Raw genomic sequence first — 24,065 nt, forward strand, 5'->3', positions numbered from 1 at the left:
GTCATTCATCCTTCATGTAATTTTCGAGAATGTGGTCGGCAATGGCCAATGAGGAGGTTGCAGCCGGTGATGGTGCGTTGCAGATATGGACCATGCGGTCGGTCTGCATAACGAGGAAGTCATGCATGACGCTGCCATCGTCCATGATCACCTGCGCACGCACACCGGCCTTGCGTCGGCCGAGGTCTTGGCGTTTGAGGCTCGGCATGTATTTGTGGCAAGCCTCGAGATAGACCGAGGTGAACAGCGAATTGCGCAGCTCCGATATGCCGGAGCGCAGATTACCCTTCAGGAACCGCCAGAATCCGACATAGCTCACGATGTCGAAAAGATCCTTGGGGTTTATAGAAAACCGCGGCAGTCCCTCTCTCGACAGACCTAGTACGGCGTTCGGTCCGACACTCAGGCGGTTGCCGACCTCATGCGTCAGGTGGATGCCCAGGAACGGCAGATCCGGGTTCGGTACAGGATAGATCAGATGGCTGATCTTCGATCGCAGACGCGGATCGACCTCATAATACTCACCACGAAACGGCACGACGCGAAAATTGGTTTTCAGGCCGGCAAGTCGGGCCAGCCGGTCCGATTGTGCACCTGCACAGACTACGAGCCTGTTGGCATCATATGATTTTCCGGGGGTTGTCACCGTTACGCCGTCCTGACGCTCACGAATACCAGTCACCTGTGTTCCCAGTTCCACTTGGCCGCCCGCCGCCATGAATCGCTCGGCCATGCGCCGAGCGACTTCGGCATAATCGACGATCGCGGATTCCGGAAAGAACAGCGCTTCCACACCGCTGATCAGCGGCTCACGCGTTTTCAACTGCCCGCCGGTGACCTCCTCGAATGGGATACCGTTGGCCGTTGCACGCTCACGAAGGCTCTTCAGCCGCTGGCGCTCGACTTCGTCGGTTGCGACGATCAACTTGCCGCATTCCTCGAATTCGATCACATTTGCGCGGCAGAATTCCTTCATCATCTGCGCGCCTTTGCGGCAAAGCTGTGCCTTGAGTGAGCCGGGTGCATAATAGACGCCGGCGTGGATCACGCCGGAATTGTGACCCGACTGATGCCGCGCGACGGCTGTCTCTTTCTCGATCAACAGGATACGGTAGTCGGCGTGACGGGCCTGAACACGGAAAGCGGTCGCAATGCCGACAATCCCGCCACCGACAACGATGAGGTCATATTTCATTAAACACCTTTCATGCTGTTCGGGACGCCAGCGTGGCAGCCAGAAGTGAGTCCCTGTCGAACGCCGATCTTGACGCTTCAACCGCAACCTTGCCGGAGTGAATAACCATGATGCGCTCGCTTAGCGACAAAAGTTCATTAAACGACGTCGAAATCAGGATGATCGCCGCGCCGCTCTCGGCCATCTGCAGCATGATCTCGTAAATCTGCCGAATGGCACCCACATCCACACCGGATGTGGGTTCCGAAAAGATGTAAACTTTCTGCCGCCGTTTCAACCACTTGCCGATCACGGCCTTCTGTTGGTTGCCGCCGGAGAAATATCGCATCTTCGTTGCCGGCGCTGCGGGGTGGACGGCGAGCTGGTTGATGATCTCGCGGCCGCTGCGCAGAACCCCAGATTTCAGCACCAGACCGAAGCGTAGCAGACGGTCCAGAACGGGAAGTGAAACATTCTCGGCCATGGTCAGGTTGGGAAACAAGGCCTGCTTGCGTCGGTCTTCGGGAATGAGCGCGATACCGGCGGACAGGGCATCGGACGGGTTGGTGAAGATCATCGCCCGCCCCTCGACGGAAATCTGGCCTTGATAGGCGACAAGCCCGGAGAGGGCTTTCTCGATTTGCTCCATGCCTCCACCGATCGGACCGGTGATGCCGAGGATTTCGCCGCGGCGGACGTAGAGATCGGTGGCTTGAAGCTTGGCGGTCGTCAGCCCACGCACCTCAATCGCAATCTCGTCCTTCGCAAAGCCGGGATTGGAGATGACGAGGTCCGATGCGGAGCGATTCACCATCAGTTGGGTGACCAGAGCCTCTTCGATCTCACTGCGTTTCAGGGTGCGCACCACCTTACCATCGCGCAAGATCGTCGCCCGGTCGCAAAGGAGTTTAACTTCGTTCAGCCGGTGGGAGATGTAGACGATCGTTAATCCCTCCGCCTTGAAGCGCCGGATCAGACCGAACAGCAGTTCACTTTCCACGCCGGAAAGGCGGGCCGTGGGCTCGTCGAGGACGATGAGCTTGAATTTCCGGTGAAAAAGCGTCGCGAGCGTCAGCATCTGCATCTGCGCCGCCGTCAGCGATCCGGCGCGGGCGGCCGGGTCGATATCGAGCCCGATGCGGGTCAGGATCGCCTTTGCCTCCCGCTCCATGGAGCGGCGGTCGATCCATCGCTTTTCGTTGCCGAGCAGCAGGTTTTCGGCGACGCTCATATTCCAGGCGAGTTCGGCGTCCTGATAGACGGCACCGAGTCCGGCATCATTGGCGGCCTTGGGCGAATGGCCGTGGAATGGCTGGCCCTCGACGATGATCTCGCCGCTGGAGGCGGAGTAGACGCCTGTGAGGATCTTGATCAGCGTCGATTTGCCGGCGCCGTTCTCTCCGAGCAGCGCATGGATTTCCCCGCGGTGGAAGGCAAGGTCGATGCCCTTAAGGACCTGCACGCCGGAGAAATCCTTGTGCAGGTCACGTATTTCCAGGAAGTCGTCGCTTGTCATGCCCACACCTCAGATGAACTTGAGGTGCAGCTCTTCCTTGTTCAGGAAGGCGTTTGCGCCGACGGCGATCAGGAGTACGAAGCCGTTGAACAGCTTGCGCGCGGAACTGTCAATACCGAACTGGGTCATGCCGTTCGAGACCATGTAGAGGAAGAAGACGCCGAGGAGCGTGCCGAGGACGTGCGGTTTGCCCTTGCCGAGGATGGTCGCGCCAAGGAAGACGGCGGCAAAGGCCTCGAGCAGATAACCCGCACCACCGGTCGGCTGCGCCGAGGACGACGTCGCGGCGAGGAAGATGCCGGCGATGCCGCAGAACAGGGCGCTGAGCACGAAGCTGACGATGACCCATCGGTAGACCGGAATGCCGGAATAATAGGCCGCCAGCGGATTGTCGCCCACGGCATTGATGTAGTGACCGGTCCGCAGCCTGTTGGCGATTAGATAGGCCAGGGCGAAAAACAGAAAGAGGAAGCCTGACTTGACGGCGATCATGCCGTAGCGGCCCTGTCCCAGCCAGCGAAAGAATACTTCGTCATAACCGACGGCGACCTGATAACCGCCCGTCAGATACTGGTTGAGGCCTTCCAGCAGGAACATGACGCCGATCGTGCCGACGATGCCGGAAATGCGGAACCAGGTGACCAGCGCGCCATTGATGAAGCCGATCAGTGCCGAGACGAGCAGCGCGCAGACGATGGCAAGCGGTGCGCCGACGATCGGGATACAGAGGGCGCAGACGATGGATGCAGTCGTCACGGTCGTCCCGATCGAAAGATCGAAACTGCCGGCTGCGACCACATAAGTCAGACCGATCGACAGAAGAGCGCAGGTGAACATCGAGAACACGATGTTGTTGAGGTTCGAAACTGTCAGGAAATAGGGAGATGCAAGAGAAAATCCGATGGCGACGGCGAGGATGACGAGGATCGTGCCCCAGACGCGCAGGAACCTGATGATCGGATTAGTTTTATCTTGGCCAGCGGCTTCCGAGCGGGAAGGGGTGGCGGTCTTGGCAGCGGTTGTCATGGCAAATCCTCGGCAATGACCGATCGGCGCTTAGGCTCGTCCGGCAACGCGATAGCGGCTCAGTCAAGCGGTCACCGGATTGAAGTGCGAAGCTGGTTTCCGCCGCGCTTCACGGGGAAGCGCGGCGGGCAAGCGGGCTGGATCAGCCGCCGTAGTCCTTGAGGTAGGCGATCGCCGCGTCGTCCATCGCTTTGATCTCGTCGCGCATCTTGCCGGCGTCAGCGGGCAGGATCGTCTGGACAGGAGCGAAGTGCGAGTGGTTCGGCACGTCTTCCCCGCGGCCAAGCGCGAGGGCAAGCTTGCCGACTTCTTCGCCGATCGTGTGATAGGGCACATCCGTCGAGAATTCGATCGGCAGGTTGCCCGATGCCATTTCGCCGAGCAACTGGTCCGAGGTGTAGTGGTTGAAGAGCTTCACATCATTGCGGCTCATCTGGACAAGCGCCTGGCCGGCGCCGATCGTGAGCGGCCACCACCAGGAAACGAATGCCGAGATCGAGTCCGGCTCCGGGTTGGCCTGAAGCAGCGCCAGCATGTTTTCGCGGCCCTTGGAGATCTGGTCGTCCGTCGAGGTGGAGCCCGAAATGAACGGCAGCATCTTCATGCGCGGTTCGAACGAGGTCATCATCGTCAACATGTCAGATTCCATGTCGAACGGGGTATAGAAGCCCCGCGATTCCGCGGTCTGCGCAATCGTGCCCTGGCGTCCGAGCGCGTTCTGGATGAAATAGCCCATCGTCATGCCGGTGGCCCAGGTGTCTTCGAGCACCGCTGGCGACTCCTTGGCAGTCACGCAGAAGCCGACCGTCTTGATGTTGCGCTTGCGCGCTTCATCGACGATGAAGGCCGTTTCCGATTCCAGCGAATAGATGCCGAGAACGAGGACGTTGATGTCGCGGTCGAGGAGCGCCAGCGCTGCATCCTGTTCGGACTGCTTGGCCGGTTCGCCGCGCACGGCAACAATCTCACCGCCGCCTTCGACGACCGTCTGGGCGATCTTCCAGCAACCACGCCGCCAGGGCTGGTTGAACGGGCCGTAGTTGAGGCCGATGCCGACGCGGACCCTGGCGCCCTGCGCCCGGACGATGGACGGCGTGAAGAGCCCGGTGCCCGCCACGATGGCCGCGCTTGCTGTCAGGCCCATTCCTCCCAGAATCTCGCGGCGCGAGATACCATTCGTCTTTGCAGCCGACAGCGGCTGCCCATTGCTGTCGATGAGTTCCAATTTTCCCTCCCAAAGAGTGCGAGATTCAGCCGAACGCCTCCGCCCAACGTTCACGGAAGTACCCATTACAGATTATCGATAATCACGTCCATAATTTTCTTCATAAAAAAACGATTATCCTGTCGCTCGTGTTGACAGCCTTGGAAACTGCCGATATCGCTGCAGACCATCAGGAGGAAACCATGCCGAGTAACCGAGGCGCCAAGAGTCTACCCGAGACATCAGCCGAGAGCGGCAAAGTGCGTGCTGCGGACGCCATTTATCAGGTGCTGCGCCATGACATCGCGTTCGGCCGGCTGATGCCGCGCCAGAGGCTGGTGGAAAGCGATCTTTGCGAGCGGTTCGGGACCTCCAACCACAATATCCGGCAGGCTTTCGAACTGCTCGATCGTGTCGGCCTCATCGAGCGCAAGGCCAATCGCGGCGTGGAAGTGAAGGCGCTTTCGGCCGATGAGTTGAAGGATCTCTACGACATGCGAGTGATCCTGCAGGCCGAAGGCGCCAGGCGCATCGACCTGTCGCGTTCGGCGGAGATCGTCGCGAAGCTGACCGAGATTAACGATGCCTATGAGAAGGCGCTGGACGAGGGCCGCTTCGAAGCGGCGGCGGAGGCGAACGACGCCTTCCATATGACAACATTCGACTACTGTCTGAACGCGGAGCTTGCAAAGCTCCAACGCAGCTACTGGCTCCGCGCTTCGGCAATCATTTCGCGTGCACTCAGTGACAGCAGTCTGTCGCATGGGTCGCGGCGCGATCACCGGGAGATTATTGCTGCGATACGAGACGGGAGTGTCGACAGGTTGGCGGAGGTAGCCGTGGCGCACATTCGCCCGGCGGTCGATGTCTACAGGCGGCTCTACGGGCTATTCTAGAGAGGATAAAATGGTGATGGGAGGAGAGATCCCCGACTACATCGTGGTCGGGGCAGGGTCGGCTGGTGCCGTTTTGGCAGCCAGACTGACCGAAAATCCGGATATCAGGGTGACGCTGGTCGAGGCTGGCGGCGAGCAGACCAATCCGTGGATACATATCCCTCTTGGTTACGGGAAGCTGTTCCGCAATCCGGCGGTCAACTGGATGTATTCCGGGGTTCCCGAGCCGGGGCTGGACAATCGCGTCATCTATCATCCGCGTGGCAAGGTTCTGGGCGGATCGAGCGCGATAAACGGGCTGCTGTATGTTCGCGGCCAGCGCCAGGACTTCGATTACTGGGGCCAGCTCGGTTGCCGAGGCTGGGACTTTGAAGGCGTGCTTCCTTATTTCCGCAAGGCCGAGCGCCGTGTTGCCGGCGGCAACGCGCTTCGCGGCGGTGACGGGCCGCAGCCCATTTCTCCGCCGACCGTCGAGGACCGGCTTTGCGATTCCTACATCGAGGCTTGCGAGCAATGGGGCCTGCCGCGCAATCCGGATTTCAACGGCGCGGTGCAGGAAGGCGCCGGCTATTACGAATCCACGCACCTGAACGGTATCCGCTACAGCACGGCGACGAGTTATCTCAAGTCGGCCCGCAAGCGGCCGAATCTGACGATCCTGACCAAGGCGCTGGTGACGAAGGTGCTTTTCGAGGGAACGCGTGCGGTCGGCATAGTCTATGAGCGTGATGGTGAGAAACGCGAGCTGCGCGCGCGCCGTGAAATCGTCCTCAGCGCCGGCGCGATTGCCACACCGCAATTGCTGGAACTCTCGGGCGTCGGCGATGCTAGCCGGCTGAAGTCTCTCGGCGTGCCGGTGGTGCATCATTCCCCCGGTGTCGGCGAGCGTTTCCAGGACCATCTGCAGGTGCGCACGGTTTTCGAATCGAACACCAGCAACACGCTGAACGCCCGCTACAACAATATCTTCCGTCGTATCGGCATCGGTCTCGAATATCTGTTCAAGCGTCAGGGGCCATTGAGTGTCTCGGCCGGCTATGCGGGTTCTTTCTACCGGACGGATGATCGCGTCGAAACACCTGACGTCCAGAGCCTCTTCATCATCTTTTCGCTGCGCAAGATGGGGGAACGGTTCGATGCCTTTTCGGGCTTCACAGCATCCTGCTATCAGTTGCGCCCGGAAAGCCGCGGGCATGTTCATGCGGTCTCGCCCGATATCCGCACCCATCCAGCCATTTTCGCCAATTATCTGGCGACGGAAACCGACCGCCGTGTGAATGTCGAGGGGCTGCGGCGTCTGCGTGAGATCATGCGGCAGCCCGCCATGACCAAACACGTCAGGCGCGAGGTCGAGCCTGTACCCGGAACGGAAACCGACGATCAGTTGCTCGCCTATATCAGAGCGACCGCTTCGACCGTCTATCACCCGTCGTCCACCTGCGCGATGGGGCCGAACGACGACGATCCCTGCGATCTGCAGTTGCGCCTGCGCGGCGTGACCGGCCTGCGCATCTGCGACGCTTCCGTCATGCCAGCCATGACATCCGGCAATCTCAATGCCGTCGCGATCATGATCGGCGAAAAAGGTGCCGATCTCATCAAGCAGAATTCCTGATTAACCGAGGAGGGTTACCATGACACAAGACATCATGCTCTATTTCTTCCAGACCGGCCGCATTCGCCAGAAGGAAGTCAACATCAAGCTCGGCGCAGGGCAGGGGGAGTTCTTCACGCCCATTCCGTGGTTCCTCATCACCCATCCGCGCGGCAATGTCGTCATCGATGGCGGCATCGCTGTGGAAGCCGCTCTTGATCCGGTCGGCCACTGGGGCGATGTCGCCAACGTCTATTATCCCGTCATGGAGCCGGAAGAGGGTTGCGTGAACCGTCTGAAGGAAGCCGGTTTCGATCCGGCCGACGTCAAATATGTCATCCACTCGCATCTGCACCTCGATCATACCGGCGCCTGTGGCAACTTTCCGAATGCGACGCATATTGTGCAGAAGCGGGAATACGAATACGCCCACACAGCCGACTGGTTCGCTGCCGGCGGCTATATCATGAAGGACATCAAGAAGCCCGGCATCCGTTGGGAATTGCTTGATGATGAGGATGCCTTCGACCTCTACGGTGATGGTGTGATCCAGCTCTATCAGTCGCCCGGCCATTCCCCGGGCCACCAGTCGATCATGGTGCGCCTGCCGGAAACCGGCTCGGTTCTGCTGGTCATCGACGCCGCCTATACCTTTGACCATTGGGAAGACAAGTGCTTGCCGGGCTTCCTGACATCCGCCATCGAGACAGCCGCTTCCGTGAAGAAGCTGCGCCGTCTCGCCGAGCGCGAAAATGCCATGGTCGTGACGGGACATGACCCGGACGTCTGGCCGAGCTTCCGCAAGGCACCCGAATTCTACGGCTGATCGTCCTCCCGGACAGGCGGGCAGCTTCGGCTGCCCGCGACCATTCTCTTCAACAGGGTACCGCATGCCCGGTCAGCGGCCCGGGCATCGGTTGAATTTTGCCTGTGGAGGCACGACGTGACCGATAAGGAATTGCTGGACGCCCTGGGTGAATATCTTCAGGCACGTGACATCGTGACCGCTTCGGAAGATATGGCGCCTTTTCTCGAAGACTGGCGCCGCATGTTCCATGGAGCGGCGATCACTGTGGTGTTTCCGCGCAGCACGGCCGAAGTGCAGGAAATCATGCGGACTTGTGCCGCAGCGCAGGTGAGCATCGTGCCCCAGGGCGGCAATACCGGCCTTGCCGGTGGTGCTACACCGGATGCGAGTGGCCGCAACACGTGCTGAATCTTACGCGGATGAACCGCATCGTTGCTATCGACCGCATCGGGCTGACGGTCACGGTCGAAGCCAGCGTGATCCTCGATGCTTTGCGTGCGGCGCTTTCCGAGGTGCAGCGGGATCTGCCGATCAGCTTCGGCGCGTCCGACTCCGCGACGCTTGGTGGCATCCTCGCCACCAATGCCGGCGGCGCAAATGTGCTGCGCTCGGGCATGGCCGGGCGCATGGTTCTCGGGCTGGAGGTGGTTCTTGCCGACGGCACCGTCGTGTCCGAGCTTTCCGGACTGCACAAGGACAATTCCGGCCTCAACTGGACGCAACTCTTTATCGGCTCCGAAGGATCGCTCGGCATCATTACCCGTGCCATCATGCGTATAGAGACGCAGCGCCGGCATTCCGCGACCGCACTTCTTGCCCTGCCGGATGCCGATGCCGCGCTTCGTCTCTACACAAGTGCCGTCGATGCGCTTGGCGACCGGCTGGTTGCGTTCGAGATCATGTCCAGCGATGCGATCCGTCGTGTCGAGACCGCCTTCAATATCCAGTCCCCCGTTTCGACGGATGCCTGGCTTGTGCTGATGGAGACGGCGAGCACCTCCTCCCATCTGGAACAGGATTTCGGCGAGTTCATCGAAAAAGCCTTCGAAAGCGAACTTTGCGCCGATGGAGCGATTGCCGCTAACGAGGCGCAACGGCTTGCCTTCTGGCGGCTGCGCGAAATCCTGACGGAGGCGGAAGCATTGAGCGGGCGCTCGGTAAAACACGACATTTCGGTTCCTGTCTCCCGCATTCCGGATTTCCTGCGTCGCGGCGAGGCCGCGCTGGCCGATGTGGCCAGCCAGACCGGCGCGAGGCTTGCCCCGCATATTTTCGGTCATATCGGTGACGGCAACCTGCATTACAACATCCTGTGCGACCGTCCGGAGGTCGCTGGTGAAATCAACAGCACCGTCCATGATCTCGTCGTCGACTGTGGCGGATCGATCACGGCGGAGCATGGCGTTGGCCAGTACCGCCTGTCGGAGGTCTATCGCCTCGTCAGCCGTACACGTCTCGACTTGCAGGAAAGGCTGAAGGCCGCGCTCGATCCCGACATGCGTCTCAATCCCGGCAAACTGATGGGCAGGCCCCGGTCATGAACGATACCTATGACTATATCATTCTGGGTGGCGGAACGGCCGGCTGCGTGCTTGCCAATCGGCTGACGGCGAACGGGCGCCACAGGGTGCTTCTGCTTGAAGGCGGCGGCGAGCCGCGCAGCATGTGGATCGATATTCCTGCCGGTTTCGCGAAACTGCTGGTCGATCCCCGTTATAACTGGCGGTTCCACTCCGAACCGGAGCCGGCAACCGGCAACCGTGCGATTTCGATCCCGCGCGGAAAAGGCCTTGGTGGTTCAACGCTCATCAACGGCATGATCTATGTGCGCGGGCAGGCGCGTGATTTCGACGACTGGGCGCAGCGCGGTGCGCGCGGATGGAGTTTTGCCGACGTGCTTCCCTACTTCCGCCGCATCGAGGATTTCGACGGGCCGGAAGGCGAGAGCCGCAATCACGGCGGGCCCCTGCCGATCACTGAAGTGGGGCTTCGTCCGGAAATCGCCGAAGCCTTCATCGACGCTGCTGGACAAGCGGGCCACAAGCGCAACCCCGACTACAATGACGGCCTTCAGGAAGGGTTCGGCTACTACCAGGTCAACCAGCGCAATGGTCGGCGTATATCCGCCGAAAAAGCCTATCTTGAGCCATCCCGCAAGCGCGCCAACCTTACAATCGTCACCGGCGCGCATATCCTACGCCTGGATCTCAACGGCAAGAGAGTGGTGGGCGCCACTTATCGAAAGGACGGTCGTGACGAAACAGTGAAAGCCAGGCGTGAAGTCGTGGTCTGCACCGGTGCAGTACAGACGCCGCAATTGCTGGAGCTTTCGGGTATCGGCCGGCCGGATGTTCTCGGACAATATGGCATCGAGGTCCGGCATGCGCTGGCGGGCGTCGGCGAGAATTATCAGGATCACTATTGCACCCGCATGAACTGGCGGCTGAACAAACCCGTGTCGCTGAACAGCCAAACGCGTAGCCCGGCTCTGTCCCGGGCGGTGCTGCAATATTTCACGACACGCAAGGGCATCCTGTCGCTGGGCACGGGCCTCGCTTACGGTTTCGTCAAGACGCGGCCCGGGCTGGAGGATGCCGATGTCCAGTATTTCTTTATGCATGCCAGCTACGCCGATGCTTCGAGACGTATTCTGGACCATGCTCCGGGCATGACCATCGGCGTCACCCAGCTTCGGCCGGAAAGCGTCGGCACAATTCACATCCGCTCCAACGATCCCTTCGAGCGTCCGTTCATCCGCCCGAACTTCCTCAGCACTCCTGCCGATCTCGAGGTCATGCGACGCGGCATGCAGATCGCCCGCGAGATCATCTCCCAGCCGGCGATGAAGGATTATGTTGCCCATGAAATGAGCCCGGGTCCGGCGTGCCAGACGGATGCCGACTGGGATGCGTTCACACGCAACAACGGCCAGACCATCTATCACAATGTCGGCACCGCCAAGATGGGCATTGATGAAATGGCCGTAGTCGACCCGCAGCTCAAGGTGCACGGGCTCGCCGGTCTGCGTATCGCCGACGCGTCCGTTATGCCGACAGTGGTTGCTGGCAATACACAGGCGACTGTCTTCATGATTGCGGAAAAAGCGGCAGACTTGATAACAAAAGATACGAGCTCGTATTTTTAGTCTACATTTTTGTCAATAAGATACAGTCTTTGAAATATGGTGGTCGATGGAGACGAAATCGTTTTATGGATTTCAAGTCCCGATCGAGCGCAATCACTGTTGCGTGGCTCCTGACAACCTTTGGTGACAAGGGCACGCGAAGTCTCTTTGGACCAGCCACGAGCTTTGATCGGATCTCGTGCCCGGCCGAGAGGTGATTGCCAAGTCAATCCGCCATGTGGCTGTACCGATTTGTCTCAGTTTATTACGACGAACGATCCCATCACTCCAGCAATATAACGAGCGGAATGCATGCGCGGACGCAACGAACGCAACGGACGCAACGGACGCAAGCGTTTTAACTATCGTGGTCGTTTCGCAAATGAGCTTCTATCGATATTTCAGTAACGATTTCACCGATCGAAGCTGTCGGAATGAAGATCACTACTCTAGCGTATATGCAGAAGCAGCCGATACTTTGGCGAGTTCTGCTTTCAACCATCCGATGAAATTTACGATATATTTCGCTCTCAAAACTCTAGGGGCAGCTATACAATAGTATTCTCCCAAAAACGTTTCGGTGTTAAATAGTTCCACCAGCTTACCATCATGTAAGAGACTACCGGCCATCAGGTCCGAAGTCAGCGCGATCCCTTGTCCAGACGCCGCTCCGTCCAAGCCCATGGTTGCGTCAGAGAGCGTTGGTCCCGTTAGTTTTTCCATAGGTATGACACCATTCGCGGAAAACCAATCGAGCCATTGCTGCGCTCCTTCCTCATGGATGAGCGGACGCCTCGACATTGATTCAATCGAATTCGGGCAACCGTTGCGCCGTAGCCATTCGGGGCTCGCAACAGGAAACATGCGGGGGCGTGCGAGCACCTGCGCGTGTGCGGGGTGGTTGCACGGCGCGCCGTAACCGATAATGACATACGGCTCGTTATTGGCGGTAAGCGTTGGTTTAGCACTGGCCAGAAGGCTCAATTCGATGCCCGAAAAAAGCGCTTCGATCTCGGTTAGTCTTGGTGTGAGCCAGCGCGAGGCCAGGCCAGGCATGCACCACAATTGTAATTTCGTCAACTGGCTGCTCGGCCTGATCGTTTCAGTTGCGGACGCTAGAAGCTCAAAAGCCTGCGTGACCTTCTGGAAGAAAAGTTCGCCTTCCGGGGTGAGTGTCACGCCTCGTTTTCCGGTGTGCAGCAGTTTGCACTTCATCCAGGATTGAAGATTGCGATTGTGGTGGCTGATCACCGTGTGATCGACACCAATATCATCGGCGGCGCGCCGCATGCTGCCCGTGCGGCATGTCGCTTCGAACGCACGCAACGTATTTAAGGGCGGCAGAAGCCAATTGGCGATTGAAAGATCAGCACGCTGTAGCGGCGATTCCAACGGGGATTTGCGACTGTTTCGGTGACCGGCCATAGATACACTATAGCGGGGGATGGATTGCCCCACAACGGTGATATTAATCACCTTTTTTCAAAGCCGATTCATCCGCTAAACTTTTCGTTGTGATCCGTGCGCGGGCACCCTGACTATGTCCTAGCCGGCATCGCGGACGTCTGCGACACAAACGGATTTTAGGCCGCAGTTTGCGGGCACTGGTTTTGCAAGAGGCCGAGCTCCGCAATCGGCACTTGGGGAGCGCCTAAAAGAATATGGCGCGCATTTAACAATTGGAGCTTACACATGTTGAACACCGAGATTTGCGCACGACGGGCAGACGCAATTTCGCGCGGCGTGGGCGTGACCACGCAGGTCTATGCCGAGACGGCACGCAATGCCGAAATCTGGGATGTCGAAGGCCGCCGCTATATCGATTTCGCGGCCGGCATCGCGGTCGTCAACACGGGGCACCGCCACCCCAAGGTCATCGAAGCCGTCAAGGATCAGCTCGATCGCTTCACCCATACCTGCCATCAGGTTGTTCCTTATGAAAACTATGTCCGGCTCGCCGAGCGGCTGAACGATCTCGTTCCCGGGAATTTCAAGAAAAAGACGGTTTTCGTCACCACCGGCGCGGAAGCGGTGGAAAATGCGGTCAAAATTGCGCGTGCCGCGACAAACCGCTCCGCGGTCATCGCATTTACGGGCGGTTTCCATGGTCGCACCTTTATGGGCATGACCCTTACGGGTAAAGTTGTGCCCTACAAGACGGGTTTCGGCGCCATGATGCCCGACGTCTTCCATGTGCCGTTCCCCACCGAGTTGCATGGAACGACTGTCGAGGACTCGCTCGGCGTGCTCGACAAGCTTTTCAAGGCGGATGTCGACCCCAACCGTGTTGCCGCCTTTATCATCGAGCCGGTGCAAGGTGAGGGTGGTTTCTACGAGGTTCCGCGCGCATTCATGCTGAGACTGCGTGAACTTGCCGACAAGCACGGAATTCTGCTGATCGCCGACGAAGTGCAGACAGGTTTTGCTCGGACGGGCAAGACATTCGCGATGGAGCATTTCGGCATCGCCGCGGACCTGACGACGATGGCCAAGGGACTTGGTGGCGGTTTTCCGATCGCAGCCGTGACGGGGCGTGCCGATATCATGGATGCTCCCGGTCCTGGCGGCCTGGGCGGCACTTACGGCGGCAATCCGATCGGCATCGCTGCGGGCAACGCCGTTCTGGACATCATCGAAGAGGAAAAGCTCAACGAGCGAGCCGAGCAGCTCGGTGCCCGTCTGAAGCAGCGCCTTCAGTCACTGGTCGGACCGGTTCCGCAAATTGCAGACATCCGTGGTCCGGGCTTCATGAATGCCGTCGAATTCAACATTCCGGGCACGACGACACCCAATGCCGAGTTCACCAACAAGGTGCGCGAAACGGCCTTGTCGAAAGGCCTCATTCTTCTGACCTGCGGCGTCTATGGAAACGTGGTCCGCTTCCTTGCGCCGCTGACCATTGAAGACAATGTCTACGCGGAAGCACTTGACATTTTGGAAGAAACCTTGCGCGAATGCGCGGGAGCGTAGTCATGGCAATTTCAAACACTCTCATCTCAAGGCTCAAAGATCCCTCGCTGGCGACAGACAAGGCTCTTATCGCGGGCGAGTGGATTGCACGCAGTGAAAGCGGTGCGACCTTCGACGTCACGAATCCGGCCAACGGCGAGGTCATCGCGACCTTGCCGGATATGAACCGCGCCGAGACCGCTCGAGCGATCGTGCATGCCTACAAGGCACAGAAGCAGTGGAAGAAGAAAACCGCAAAAGAGCGCGCCGTTATTCTGCGCAGGCTCTTCGACATGATGGTCGCCAATGCGGATGATCTTGCAACAATCCTGACCATGGAAATGGGAAAGCCCATTGCGGAAGCAAAGGGCGAGATCCTCTACGGCGCGTCATATGTCGAATGGTTCGGAGAAGAAGCCAAGCGCGTTTATGGCGATACCATCCCGGGGCATCAGCCTGACAAGCGCATTGTCGTCATCAAGCAGCCGATCGGCGTGGTCGCGGCGATCACGCCATGGAACTTCCCGAACGCCATGCTCGCCCGGAAGTTTGCGCCTGCCGTTGCGGCCGGTTGCGCGATGGTTTCCAAACCGGCTGCGGAGACGCCTCTTTCCGCATTGGCGCTCGCCTTGCTCGCCGAGCGTGCCGGGCTGCCCGCCGGCATCTTCAGCGTGATCACCTCCACGGACTCGGTTGCCGTCGGAAAGGAATTCACCGAAAACGACAGGGTGCGCAAGCTGACCTTCACCGGCTCCACCGGCGTCGGCAAGATACTGATGCGGCAGGGTGCCGAGCAGATCATGAAGCTGGGGCTTGAGCTTGGCGGAAACGCGCCGTTCATCGTGTTCGACGATGCCGATCTCGATGCGGCGGTCGAAGGGGCGATGGTTTCGAAATATCGGAACAACGGTCAGACATGCGTCTGCGCAAATCGCCTTTATGTTCAGGCAGGCGTCTATGATGCGTTTGCAGAAAAGCTTGCTAGGAAAGTCGCGGCGCTCAAGGTTGGTGACGGCTTCGAGGCGGACGTTGCCGCCGGCCCTCTGATCAACGACAAGGCCATCAGGAAAGTTGAAGAACACATTGCCGACGCGATCGCGAAGGGTGCCGTTGTTTCGACCGGAGGCCGTCGTCACGAAAAAGGCGAGCTTTTCTTCGAGCCGACGATCCTGACGGGTGTCACCTCTGAGATGAAGGTTGCTCGTGAGGAAACATTTGGACCGGTCGCACCGCTTTTCAGGTTCGATACCGAGGAGGATGTCATCGAGATGGCAAACGATACGGAGTTCGGACTGGCGTCCTACTTCTATTCCCGCGACGTCTCGAAAATCTTCCGCGTTGCGGAGGAACTCGAATACGGGATGATCGGAATCAATACGGGTCTCATCTCGACCGAAGTCGCCCCGTTTGGCGGCATCAAGCAATCCGGCCAGGGGCGCGAGGGATCCAAGTACGGGATCGATGATTACGTCGAAATCAAGTACCTCTGCCTGAGCGTTTGATCGATCTATTGCGGGATCGCCGTGTTCGGCGATCCACTTGGGGGCCGGTCAGGGCATGGCGTTGACGAGCACCGAGCCGCCGATAGGATAAATCTAAACGTCAAATAACGTATGCAGACTGTCTTATAGCTCGACGGGCTTAAGGTTCTTCGGGAGTTTGCTGTCATTTGATGCGGATATTGTTGGCATATCGGCGTTTTGGGCGAGTGATCACGTCAAGTGAGGTCTTTCCGGGGGATTGCTGCGCTTGGAAGGCCGTTTTTCGCGGATCATGCTTTCAAGGCGGCGATCACGCCTCCCAGGGTGTTGGTGCTTTTTATGTTGTAGGGAAGCGCCGTAAAATCGAACTCGCCGGGACATTTTCCAATCGCCGCATCAGGAACGCACCCTGGTTCATCCATAGCTTGTTCGTACTGGACAGATGTTCCACGCCTTCGCCGTTTCCAGAAAGTCCGAGAGAGCGGCAAGACGTGCCGCCATGCGATCAAGCCCGGCCTCGTTCTCAAGATACGACACGCGACGTAACTCTTCGTGCACCGTTCGCGCAGACTGCACGCCTTGCAGGCGTCGCGATTGACGTCGTCAATCTTCACATTTTGTCCCGTGGCTTGCTGTAGTGACGGGATGAGGGCACTTGGTCTGCTGGGCAGAGGTCCGCATTCCGAAGGGGGATCGTCGCTCGGCCGTCATCCTGCCACAACAGGATGACGGCCAAGATTATGAGGGTATGACGATAGTCAAGCAAAACCAATGAACTGGTTGACCTTTACGGGGTCCGTCAAATGCTCTCGGGGCAATTCGCGTTCGACCACGCCATTGGAGAGAGCGTAGACCCGGCTGGCCAGTCCGGCGATGAAATCGACATTCTGTTCGACAAGAACAATCGCCATTTCCGTTCCCTTCATCAGCCCGAGAAGCGTTTCGGTGATTTCATCGAGGATGTTGGGCTGGATACCTTCGGTGGGCTCGTCAAGCAGGATCAGTCTCGGGTTGGTGCAAAGGCACCTCGCCAGCGCCAGCAGTTGCTGCTCCCCGCCGGACAGTGCTGCACCCTGCCGATCCAGCAATCGCTTCAGCCGGGGAAACAATGCGACGATTTCGTCCGCCTTTTTCGCGGCAGAGACCCGATCCTGCCGAATACCGACATGCAGGTTTTCTTCGACGCTGAGGTTCGGGAATATCTGCCGACCCTGGGGCACGAAACCGATGCCGGCGCGCGCGCGGGCATTGACCGACAGGCCCGTGATGGAGCGGCCGTCATAGCGGATATCGCCGCCGGTCGTCCTGACGAAACCCATGATTGACCGCATGAGCGTCGTCTTACCCATGCCGTTATGGCCGAGAATGCCGACAATTTCTCCGGCGTTGACCACAAAATCGACCCGGTGGAGAGCCGGTACAGAGCCATAGGCTGCGGACAGGGATGTGACTTCAAGCAGCGGCATGTGATTTCTTCCCGAGGTATATTTCCTGGACCTCCTTGTCGGCCAGGATGTCATCCAGCATGGCCTCGCGAAACACCGCTCCCCTGTTGAACACGGTCACGTAGTTCGCGATCTTCCTGATGAAGGCCATGTCATGTTCGACCACGATGATGGCCGCATCCTGTTTGGCCGCGAGAACGATCTCGGCCAGCCGCTCGCGTTCCTGGCCGGTCGCACCGGCCGCCGGCTCGTCCAGCAGGATCAGTCTGGGCTCACCAGCCAGAACCATGGCCAGCTCGACCAGCTGCCTCTGCCCGTGGCTCATGATGCCGACGCGCACATCGGCAAGATGCAGGATTCCACATTTCTTGAGGTGGTGTTCCGCCACGTCGCCGGCCTCGGAGCTCCGATGGCGTCGCTTCGCGGCAAGCCAGACATTCTCGAACGCCGTGACATCGTCGAACACGTTCGGGACCTGCGTCTTGATGCCCACACCCTGCCGCACGATATCATGGGTATTCCAGCCGGTAATCGGCCGCCCCTCGAAACGTATCTCGCCCTGACTGGGTCGCAGCTGGCCGGTAAGGCATTTGAAAAAGGTGGATTTGCCCGCCCCATTCGGGCCGAGGAGGCACCTGAGTTCGCCCGGCTTCAACTGGAAGTCGACGCCGTCGACGGCCGTAACACCGCCGAAGCGCATTGTCAGGCCCCTGGTCTGGAGGATAAATTCTTCTTGTCCTGTCATGGCTTACTTTCCGCAATGGGGGCCGGCTTCGCGTCCGTCTGCGATCTGCATCTTGCCTTGAACCCTTCCGCCAAGCCGAGGATCGACGGGACGACGCCCCGCGGCAGGACCATGACGAGAACGATCATGATGGCGCCGAGAATGGCGATGCTGTTGACCAGTTCCATCGTCCCGAGCTTCAGCGTCAGCCATTGAAGGCCTACGGCGGCCATCAGCGGGCCGACGAGTGTACCCACGCCACCGGCAAGCACCCAGACCAGGGCCTTGGCCGACATTTCCAGGGAGAACACGTTGGGATCGATGAAGCTCTGATAGGTGGCCCACATTCCTCCGGCCATTCCGGCGATGGCCGAGCCGATCGAAAAGCCGATGACCTTGTTGAGGCGCACGTCGTAGCCGAGAAGCGAGGCGCGTGTCTCGTTCTCTCTGATCCCGATCATCAGCCGCCCATAGGGGGAGGCCACCAGCAGCTTGAGACCGACATAGACCACCAGCAGCAGCAGCATGAAGAACTGGAACATCTGCACCGGATCGAGCGGCGTGTCCGGCTGGCCGGGAATGGTCAGCGTCGGGATCGACGGGATGCCGTTATATCCGCCGAGCAGCGCCTTGCCGATCTTGTATTCGGGACCCGCGGTATGGTTGGCGACCTTCCAGAAGATCAGGGAGATGACCATGGTCACAACTCCCAGCGTGACGTCGGACAGCCGCCCGTAAAACATGAAATAGCCAACGATCAGGCCGAAGATGCCGGGAATGATGCAGGCCAGGACGAAAGCGAAGGTGGTTTCCTCGAAGTTGATCGACGAAACCGCGAACGTATAGGCCCCGAGCCCGAAGAAGGCGGCCTGGCCAAAGCTCAGAATGCCGCAGAAGCCCCAGATATAGGCCAGCGACAGGCTGAATATGGCAAGCACGACATACTGGGTTGTCTGCATGACGGTGAACATGTTGCTGACGGCCGGCAGTGCGAACATCAGCGTCAAAACAATGGCAGCGGTCAGGTAAAGGCCGGGCTGCCGCAGGACTGAGCGTTTCATGGTGGATCTCTTACAGCGATCGTTTGAAGATGCGGCCGGTAATCCCCTGCGGCAGGATCCGCAACAGCACCAGCGCGAGGAACAGCAACGCGACGTCGCCATAGACCGGGCCGCTTAAGAAGGTGGTTCCCTGGCTTACCGTGCCAAGAAGGACGGAGGCCGACGACGTTCCGGCGATAATGGCTGTACCGCCGGTGATGACGGTAATGAAGCTCTGGGCGACGAAGTTTACACCCATGGTCGGCACGACGCCCGTCATGGGCGCAAGCAACCCACCGGCGAGGCCGGCAGTGGCAGAGCCGATCCCGAAGGTCGCCATATAGACCCAATGCGTTCGTATTCCCATTGCCTCGGCCATATCAGGATTCTGCATCGTCGCACGGGCAATCAGGCCCATTCTGGTGAATCTGAGCACAACCCATATTGCCGCCAGAAGCACCACGGCCGCTGCGATCAGCAGCAGATTATAGGCGGGAATCTGGTAGGTTCCGATGCTGATGCCGCCCAACGGCGCCGATATTCCCTGCACGGTATTGCCGAACAGGACGGTGACACCACCGACGAGCAGCATCGACAATCCCCAGGTTGCCAGAAGGCTGTCGAGTATTCGTCCGTAGAGCCGTCGAATGATCAGCCGTTCCACGGCCAGACCCAATATTCCGGTGACGAGTGGCGCCAATACGAGGATGGCGACCCACTGGTTGATGCCTGCCTTTGTCGTGAGCACCACGGTGTAGGCACCGACCATCAGAAATTCGCCATGAGCGAAATTGATGATCCGCATCATCCCGAAAATAACTGCCAGTCCGGCCGAGATCAGAACAAGCCAGGCAATAGCCCTGGAAATCTCCAGAGCTACGATGATCCAATAGTCCATTGTCGCAGTATCCTTATTCTGCGCCGATCTTGAACTGCTTGGCAGTGTTCGGATTGGCGATCAGATCGCATACCGCCTGCGTGTCGGTAGACGCGACCTGCGCAAACTTTTCCTTGATCTCGAACTGCTGGTTCTTCAGTTCCGCGATGTAGACGTCACGGATCGAGTGGTGCGTCTTCGGATCGACGCTGACATTGCCTGCCGGCAATGTGTAGGTCTTGCCGCTGGTCATCGCCTTGCGAACGGCATCGCGGTCAAGACTGCCCGCCTCACGTACCGCATCGGCCCAGATCGTAAGGCTTTCGTAGGTGACTTCCGATATTTCGGACATGGCCCAGGTCCGCTTGGGATAGGCGGCAGCGACGGCTTCCATGAACTTCTTGTTTTCCGGATTGTCCAGCTTTTCGAAGTAACCAAAGGAAGAAATGATACCGTCGCCTTCTTCGGGAGTGAGAATGACTTGCTCTGTTCCACCGGCGCCGAAGGTCGTCGACATGATCGGGATCTGCGCTTTCATGCCGGCGGCCGTCCACTGCCGATAGAATCCGAGATGAGCCGTACCGACCAGCGCCGAAAGGATGAAGTCAGGCTTCGCTGCCTGGATCTTCGCCACGGTCGAGCCGAACTGCGAGACATCGAGCGGGAAGAACTCTGTCTGCACCACCTCGCCGCCATGTTCCTCGACGTAGCGCTTCACCCATGCCGCGGTGATGTGGCCGTAGCTGTAGTCGGCGGCGACCGTGTAGACCTTCTTTCCGAAAAGCTTGATTCCATGGGGGATCAACTGCGCGACGGTCTGGGCTGGTGTGGTCCCGAGCGTTATCTCGTTGGCGTCGCACACACCGCCTTCGTACTGAGTGCTGTAGAAGTACAATGTCTTGTAGCGGTTGAAAATGGGACGGATCGCTTCACGGCTGGAGGACGTGATGCCACCCAGCACGACGTCGACCTTATCTTGCAATGCCATCTGGGTTGCATACTGGGAGTAGAGAGAAATATTCGATTGCGGGTCGTAGGTAATCGCTTCCAGCTGGCGGCCGAGCAGGCCGCCGGCCTGGTTGATCTCGTCGATTGCCAGCTTGAATACGTCGTTCATCGGCACGCCGGTAGAATCGAGCGCGCCCGAGAGGTCGTGAAGGCCGCCAATCTTGATCGTGTCGGATGCCGCGCGTGCGAGGTAAGGCGCGCAGACGGCCATGGCCGAGGCAGTACCAAGCGTCTTTAGAAGATTGCGTCGCGTAACGGTGGTCATGGTTATTCCCCTTATTGGTTGGTTGGATTGGCTGACCATCATGTCCAGCTCGGCTGATCACGCTGCCGTCAATGGCACGCCGTGTTGGTGGATCACGCTGGAGTCGGGACGTCGCTCACGAGTTGCGCCGCTTTTTCAATTGCTTCCGCCTGATGCGTCTCGATTTTGAGACGTCCGTATTGCTGATCGAAGACGAAGCTGAGCGCGTCCCGCATCGGCTCGAAGCCGGCCAGCGCGTTGATGGTCAGCGCGCCGCAGATCGCCACATAGTGGATGCTGTAGCCGCCTTCCTGAACCATGGCGAGCTTGCCGCCGCAGCACCGTTCAGCGGCCGCCATGAGACGCTTCGTCATCTCGGCGAAGCCCTCGGCCGACACCATTTGCCGTGCCAGCGGATCGAAAACGCTGGCGTCAAAACCTGAGGCAACGATGATGATCTCTGGAGCGAACCGCTCAAGCGCCGGTACGATGACCTTGTCCATCGCTTCGAGATAGCCGGCATCGCCGGTGCCAGGGGGCAGCGGTATGTTGATATTGGTGTTGAGGGCTCCCTGACCGCCACGCTCGGAATGGAAACCCGAATTCGGCGGATAGTTGCGGTCCTGGTGGATCGAAATGGTCAGCACGTTCGGGTCGCTCCAGAAGATCGACTGGGTGCCATTACCATGATGAACGTCCCAATCGACGATCGCGATCCGCTTGACGCCCAGCACCTGCTGGGCGTGTTTGGCGGCGACAGCAACATTGTTGAAGACACAGAAGCCCATGCCGACTTCCGAGACTGCATGGTGCCCGCAGGGATTGACCAGCGCATAGCCGTTGCGAATGTTACCCTTGACGACAGCTTCCACCATCTCGAGCGCACCGCCGGCGGCCAACGCGCAGATCCCGTATCCGCCCTTGCCGAACGAAGTGATCCCATCTCCGGCGTCGCCGCCCTTGGGCAGCGTGCTTTCATGGATGATCCGCTCAACATAGTCTCGGGTATGGGCACGCAGCAGCTCTTCCTTCGTCGCCGGCCGGGCTTTGATCCGGATCAGCTTGTCGCCGAGCCCGCTGACCATCACGAGTTCATGCATACGGCGCTTGTTGTCGGCATGCGCGAAATGGTGCGAGATCGGCTGGAGACCATTGAGCACATCGGACGGCGTCATCGAGCCACCACCGGTATCGACCCAACCGAACAGTTCATGCCACAAGTAACCGGTCGTCATATTCATCTCCAAAGTCATTTTCGATGCCGGGATCTGTCCACACCGCTCTGCGGCCGGGCGACCCCACGATTCCATGCCGCCAACTGGGCGGACACTCCAGTACGGCGTGCCCTGCGAGGTGCATCGCCAACGAATGGCCCACCGACAAGACCGTTGTCCTTGGTCAGGAGCCTTGTACGGATACCTTCCTCCCGTCCGCTGCAAGCCGCTGAAACGCGGCTTAAAGAAAGAGGCTTGGCGGTAACCGATCCATTGCGGATACCGCTGCGGTCGCTCTTGGAACCCGCCCTTGCGAATGATTTCCAAGTTGGGGGTGGCTGCCGCCGAAGCCGGGGCGGTTCATTCGACATCTGGCCGGTAGCCTGAAGCCTTGGTCCCTGAAATACAGGCCAGCGCCATATCCCGCTCACAAAGCGGTGCAATTCGGGTGCGTGCGTTACAAGATCGCTGGCCTGCTCGGCACGCAGGTCGTCAGGTCCGTGGAGAGAAAGTTTTCCAATGCCACGACTTCGCAGTCGCCGCCTGCGGCATTACATTCGTTGATAAAATTTCCGCTCCCTTGACGCGCGCAGCCACAACGCCGAATTCGTTGGCGCACATTTCGACCGTGGTTTTCTTTGCAGTAGCCTCGGCAACAATGTCGCCAACGCGTGTGTTGAATTGCTTCGAATTTTCCGCACCAACTGACGTAGACATAACTAAGCTTGCCATCAGACCAGAGACGATGATTCGGACGATGCTTTTGGCAAGCGTTGTATTAGTCATAACATCCCTCCGTTGAGCAGGGCGGGTGACATCTTTCGATACAAAATGCCATTACCGGCTTTGGGCTGACGTGAACATTAAGAAGTCACCTAGGCGAGTGCTTGACTGCCGTGGTCATGGCACTTGTCTTAAACAGACAAATCTGCGGCACCATGGATCAGTTGCGACAATGCTCCGATGAGAGCTGATGCTATCTCTTCGGGTGCTGTGGATGGTGGAGGTAGTAGATGATTTGAAGATCCCGCGCCGCGGCTCTTCCATCTTGCTGGCGATCTCGACAAAGCCAACTAAATCAGAAATCCGCAATCGAGACGGCGATCAGAGTTCACGAGGCCAGTTTCGAAATGGCATCAGCTTCACGAAGGGCACACCGCCTATCGTTATGGGAGTTTCGCCGCAAGGCAGATCAACTCGATGACTTGCTATTCGGCCTCAAACCGAAGGTGATGATTCTCGACGAGTTTCACAATGCGTTGCAGGGCCGTGCCCGCGACGTCGAAGGCGTCTTTGCCTTCCTGCAGCGTATCGGCCTCCAGTACGCCATCTCGCCGGTGGTGATCGGCGAGGTGGCGGCCTGCAACTATATCAACGCCACAAGCGAGATAGCGAGCCGCTTCGATCTGGTGGCAGTCCCGCGCTGGCAATGTGACGAAAACTATCTGATGATGCTCGACAGTATCGAGGCCGCATAGCCGCTCGCCGAAAACTCCGATTTGTCCAACGACGCGTTGGTGTGGCGGATATTCAGCCTGTCGGAGAGCTTGATCGGCGAGATCGTCACAAAGTCCGCCATTGTGGCGATCATATCCGGGACTGAACGCATATCAGCAAGTCTAAGCATCGACGACCTGCGCCATTTGCCCCTCCCGCAGTGGCGCAACTCTGCTCTGCGAGAATTTCCTCTATGACGACGGCCGACGCGCACGCGCCGTTAGTTAGGCCCCGTTGACGATAT

21 protein-coding genes are annotated in these 24,065 nt (G+C 58.9%); 9 read left to right on the top strand and 12 right to left on the bottom strand.

Annotated elements, in window-relative coordinates; translation table 11 throughout:
• Nucleotide 1: 1 nt before the first annotated feature.
• The 4 genes from lhgO to ACIQUH_RS11665 all read right to left on the bottom strand — a co-directional run bounded on the left by lhgO (nt 2) and on the right by ACIQUH_RS11665 (nt 4,941).
• Entirely contained in the window at nt 2-1,195 is a 1,194-nt protein-coding gene (gene lhgO, locus ACIQUH_RS11650) for an L-2-hydroxyglutarate oxidase (RefSeq protein ID WP_400815205.1), read from the bottom strand.
• A 10-nt stretch (nt 1,196-1,205) separates the two neighbouring features.
• The gene (locus tag ACIQUH_RS11655; protein WP_400815021.1) at nt 1,206-2,690 is read right to left on the bottom strand and encodes a sugar ABC transporter ATP-binding protein; all 1,485 of its coding nucleotides are present in this window, start codon (nt 2,688-2,690) and stop codon (nt 1,206-1,208) included.
• A gap of 9 nt (nt 2,691-2,699) precedes the next feature.
• Nucleotides 2,700-3,716, bottom strand: coding sequence for an ABC transporter permease (locus tag ACIQUH_RS11660; RefSeq protein WP_400815023.1), 1,017 nt, complete (start codon nt 3,714-3,716; stop codon nt 2,700-2,702).
• Between the two features lie 142 nt (nt 3,717-3,858).
• Nucleotides 3,859-4,941 carry a sugar ABC transporter substrate-binding protein gene (locus tag ACIQUH_RS11665; RefSeq protein ID WP_400815025.1) on the bottom strand — a complete coding sequence of 361 codons (1,083 nt, stop codon included), beginning with the start codon at nt 4,939-4,941 and terminating at the stop codon, nt 3,859-3,861.
• A gap of 182 nt (nt 4,942-5,123) precedes the next feature.
• Here ACIQUH_RS11665 and ACIQUH_RS11670 point away from each other — a divergent pair, with 182 nt between their 5' ends.
• The 6 genes from ACIQUH_RS11670 (at nt 5,124) to ACIQUH_RS11695 (ending at nt 11,363) form a co-directional block, all read left to right on the top strand.
• On the top strand, nt 5,124-5,816 hold the full coding sequence (locus ACIQUH_RS11670) for a GntR family transcriptional regulator (RefSeq protein ID WP_400815027.1): 693 nt from the start codon (nt 5,124-5,126) through the stop codon (nt 5,814-5,816).
• 16 nt (nt 5,817-5,832) lie between these two features.
• A complete protein-coding gene (locus ACIQUH_RS11675; RefSeq protein ID WP_400815029.1) occupies nt 5,833-7,431 on the top strand; it encodes a GMC family oxidoreductase in 1,599 nt (532 codons plus the stop codon).
• 19 nt (nt 7,432-7,450) lie between these two features.
• The gene (gene attM / locus ACIQUH_RS11680) at nt 7,451-8,236 is read left to right on the top strand and encodes an N-acyl homoserine lactonase AttM (RefSeq protein ID WP_400815031.1); all 786 of its coding nucleotides are present in this window, start codon (nt 7,451-7,453) and stop codon (nt 8,234-8,236) included.
• A gap of 117 nt (nt 8,237-8,353) precedes the next feature.
• Nucleotides 8,354-8,626 carry an FAD-binding oxidoreductase gene (locus ACIQUH_RS11685; RefSeq protein WP_400815034.1) on the top strand — a complete coding sequence of 91 codons (273 nt, stop codon included), beginning with the start codon at nt 8,354-8,356 and terminating at the stop codon, nt 8,624-8,626.
• A gap of 11 nt (nt 8,627-8,637) precedes the next feature.
• Nucleotides 8,638-9,759, top strand: coding sequence for an FAD-binding oxidoreductase (locus tag ACIQUH_RS11690; RefSeq protein ID WP_400815036.1), 1,122 nt, complete (start codon nt 8,638-8,640; stop codon nt 9,757-9,759).
• The gene (locus tag ACIQUH_RS11695; protein ID WP_400815038.1) at nt 9,756-11,363 is read left to right on the top strand and encodes a GMC family oxidoreductase; all 1,608 of its coding nucleotides are present in this window, start codon (nt 9,756-9,758) and stop codon (nt 11,361-11,363) included. The genes ACIQUH_RS11690 and ACIQUH_RS11695 overlap by 4 nt, the downstream gene beginning before the upstream one ends.
• 423 nt (nt 11,364-11,786) lie before the next feature.
• Here ACIQUH_RS11695 and ACIQUH_RS11700 read toward each other — a convergent pair whose 3' ends face one another.
• Nucleotides 11,787-12,818, bottom strand: a complete 1,032-nt coding sequence (locus ACIQUH_RS11700; protein WP_400815040.1) for a LysR substrate-binding domain-containing protein — start codon at nt 12,816-12,818, stop codon at nt 11,787-11,789.
• Nucleotides 12,819-13,034: 216 nt separating this feature from the next.
• Between ACIQUH_RS11700 and ACIQUH_RS11705 the strand changes: the two genes are divergently transcribed.
• On the top strand, nt 13,035-14,312 hold the full coding sequence (locus ACIQUH_RS11705) for a 4-aminobutyrate--2-oxoglutarate transaminase (protein ID WP_400815042.1): 1,278 nt from the start codon (nt 13,035-13,037) through the stop codon (nt 14,310-14,312).
• A 2-nt stretch (nt 14,313-14,314) separates the two neighbouring features.
• Complete coding sequence (locus ACIQUH_RS11710) at nt 14,315-15,793, top strand: NAD-dependent succinate-semialdehyde dehydrogenase (RefSeq protein ID WP_400815044.1); 1,479 nt, start codon at nt 14,315-14,317, stop codon at nt 15,791-15,793.
• Nucleotides 15,794-16,530: 737 nt separating this feature from the next.
• Here ACIQUH_RS11710 and ACIQUH_RS11715 read toward each other — a convergent pair.
• The 7 genes from ACIQUH_RS11715 to ACIQUH_RS11745 all read right to left on the bottom strand — a co-directional run bounded on the left by ACIQUH_RS11715 (nt 16,531) and on the right by ACIQUH_RS11745 (nt 23,110).
• Nucleotides 16,531-17,238: an ABC transporter ATP-binding protein gene (locus ACIQUH_RS11715; protein WP_400815047.1), complete on the bottom strand. Its 708-nt coding sequence runs from the start codon at nt 17,236-17,238 to the stop codon at nt 16,531-16,533.
• On the bottom strand, nt 17,225-17,962 hold the full coding sequence (locus ACIQUH_RS11720) for an ABC transporter ATP-binding protein (RefSeq protein ID WP_400815049.1): 738 nt from the start codon (nt 17,960-17,962) through the stop codon (nt 17,225-17,227). Before ACIQUH_RS11720 ends, ACIQUH_RS11715 begins: the two co-directional genes overlap by 14 nt.
• Complete coding sequence (locus ACIQUH_RS11725) at nt 17,959-19,002, bottom strand: branched-chain amino acid ABC transporter permease (protein ID WP_400815051.1); 1,044 nt, start codon at nt 19,000-19,002, stop codon at nt 17,959-17,961. Before ACIQUH_RS11725 ends, ACIQUH_RS11720 begins: the two co-directional genes overlap by 4 nt.
• A gap of 10 nt (nt 19,003-19,012) precedes the next feature.
• Nucleotides 19,013-19,879: a branched-chain amino acid ABC transporter permease gene (locus ACIQUH_RS11730; RefSeq protein ID WP_400815053.1), complete on the bottom strand. Its 867-nt coding sequence runs from the start codon at nt 19,877-19,879 to the stop codon at nt 19,013-19,015.
• Between the two features lie 13 nt (nt 19,880-19,892).
• On the bottom strand, nt 19,893-21,131 hold the full coding sequence (locus tag ACIQUH_RS11735; RefSeq protein ID WP_400815055.1) for a transporter substrate-binding protein: 1,239 nt from the start codon (nt 21,129-21,131) through the stop codon (nt 19,893-19,895).
• Between the two features lie 92 nt (nt 21,132-21,223).
• Entirely contained in the window at nt 21,224-22,345 is a 1,122-nt protein-coding gene (locus tag ACIQUH_RS11740; RefSeq protein WP_400815057.1) for a class II histone deacetylase, read from the bottom strand.
• 471 nt (nt 22,346-22,816) lie between these two features.
• Nucleotides 22,817-23,110 (bottom strand): hypothetical protein, encoded by a 294-nt coding sequence (locus ACIQUH_RS11745; protein ID WP_400815059.1) that lies wholly within the window; start codon nt 23,108-23,110, stop codon nt 22,817-22,819.
• Nucleotides 23,111-23,454: 344 nt separating this feature from the next.
• On the opposite strand from ACIQUH_RS11745, the gene ACIQUH_RS11750 reads away from it, so the two are divergent.
• Nucleotides 23,455-23,802 carry a TniB family NTP-binding protein gene (locus ACIQUH_RS11750; protein ID WP_400815061.1) on the top strand — a complete coding sequence of 116 codons (348 nt, stop codon included), beginning with the start codon at nt 23,455-23,457 and terminating at the stop codon, nt 23,800-23,802.
• Nucleotides 23,803-24,065 lie beyond the last annotated feature (263 nt).

Origin of the sequence: Agrobacterium sp. NPDC090283 (assembly GCF_044769685.1) — a bacterium.
Lineage (GTDB): Bacteria > Pseudomonadota > Alphaproteobacteria > Rhizobiales > Rhizobiaceae > Agrobacterium.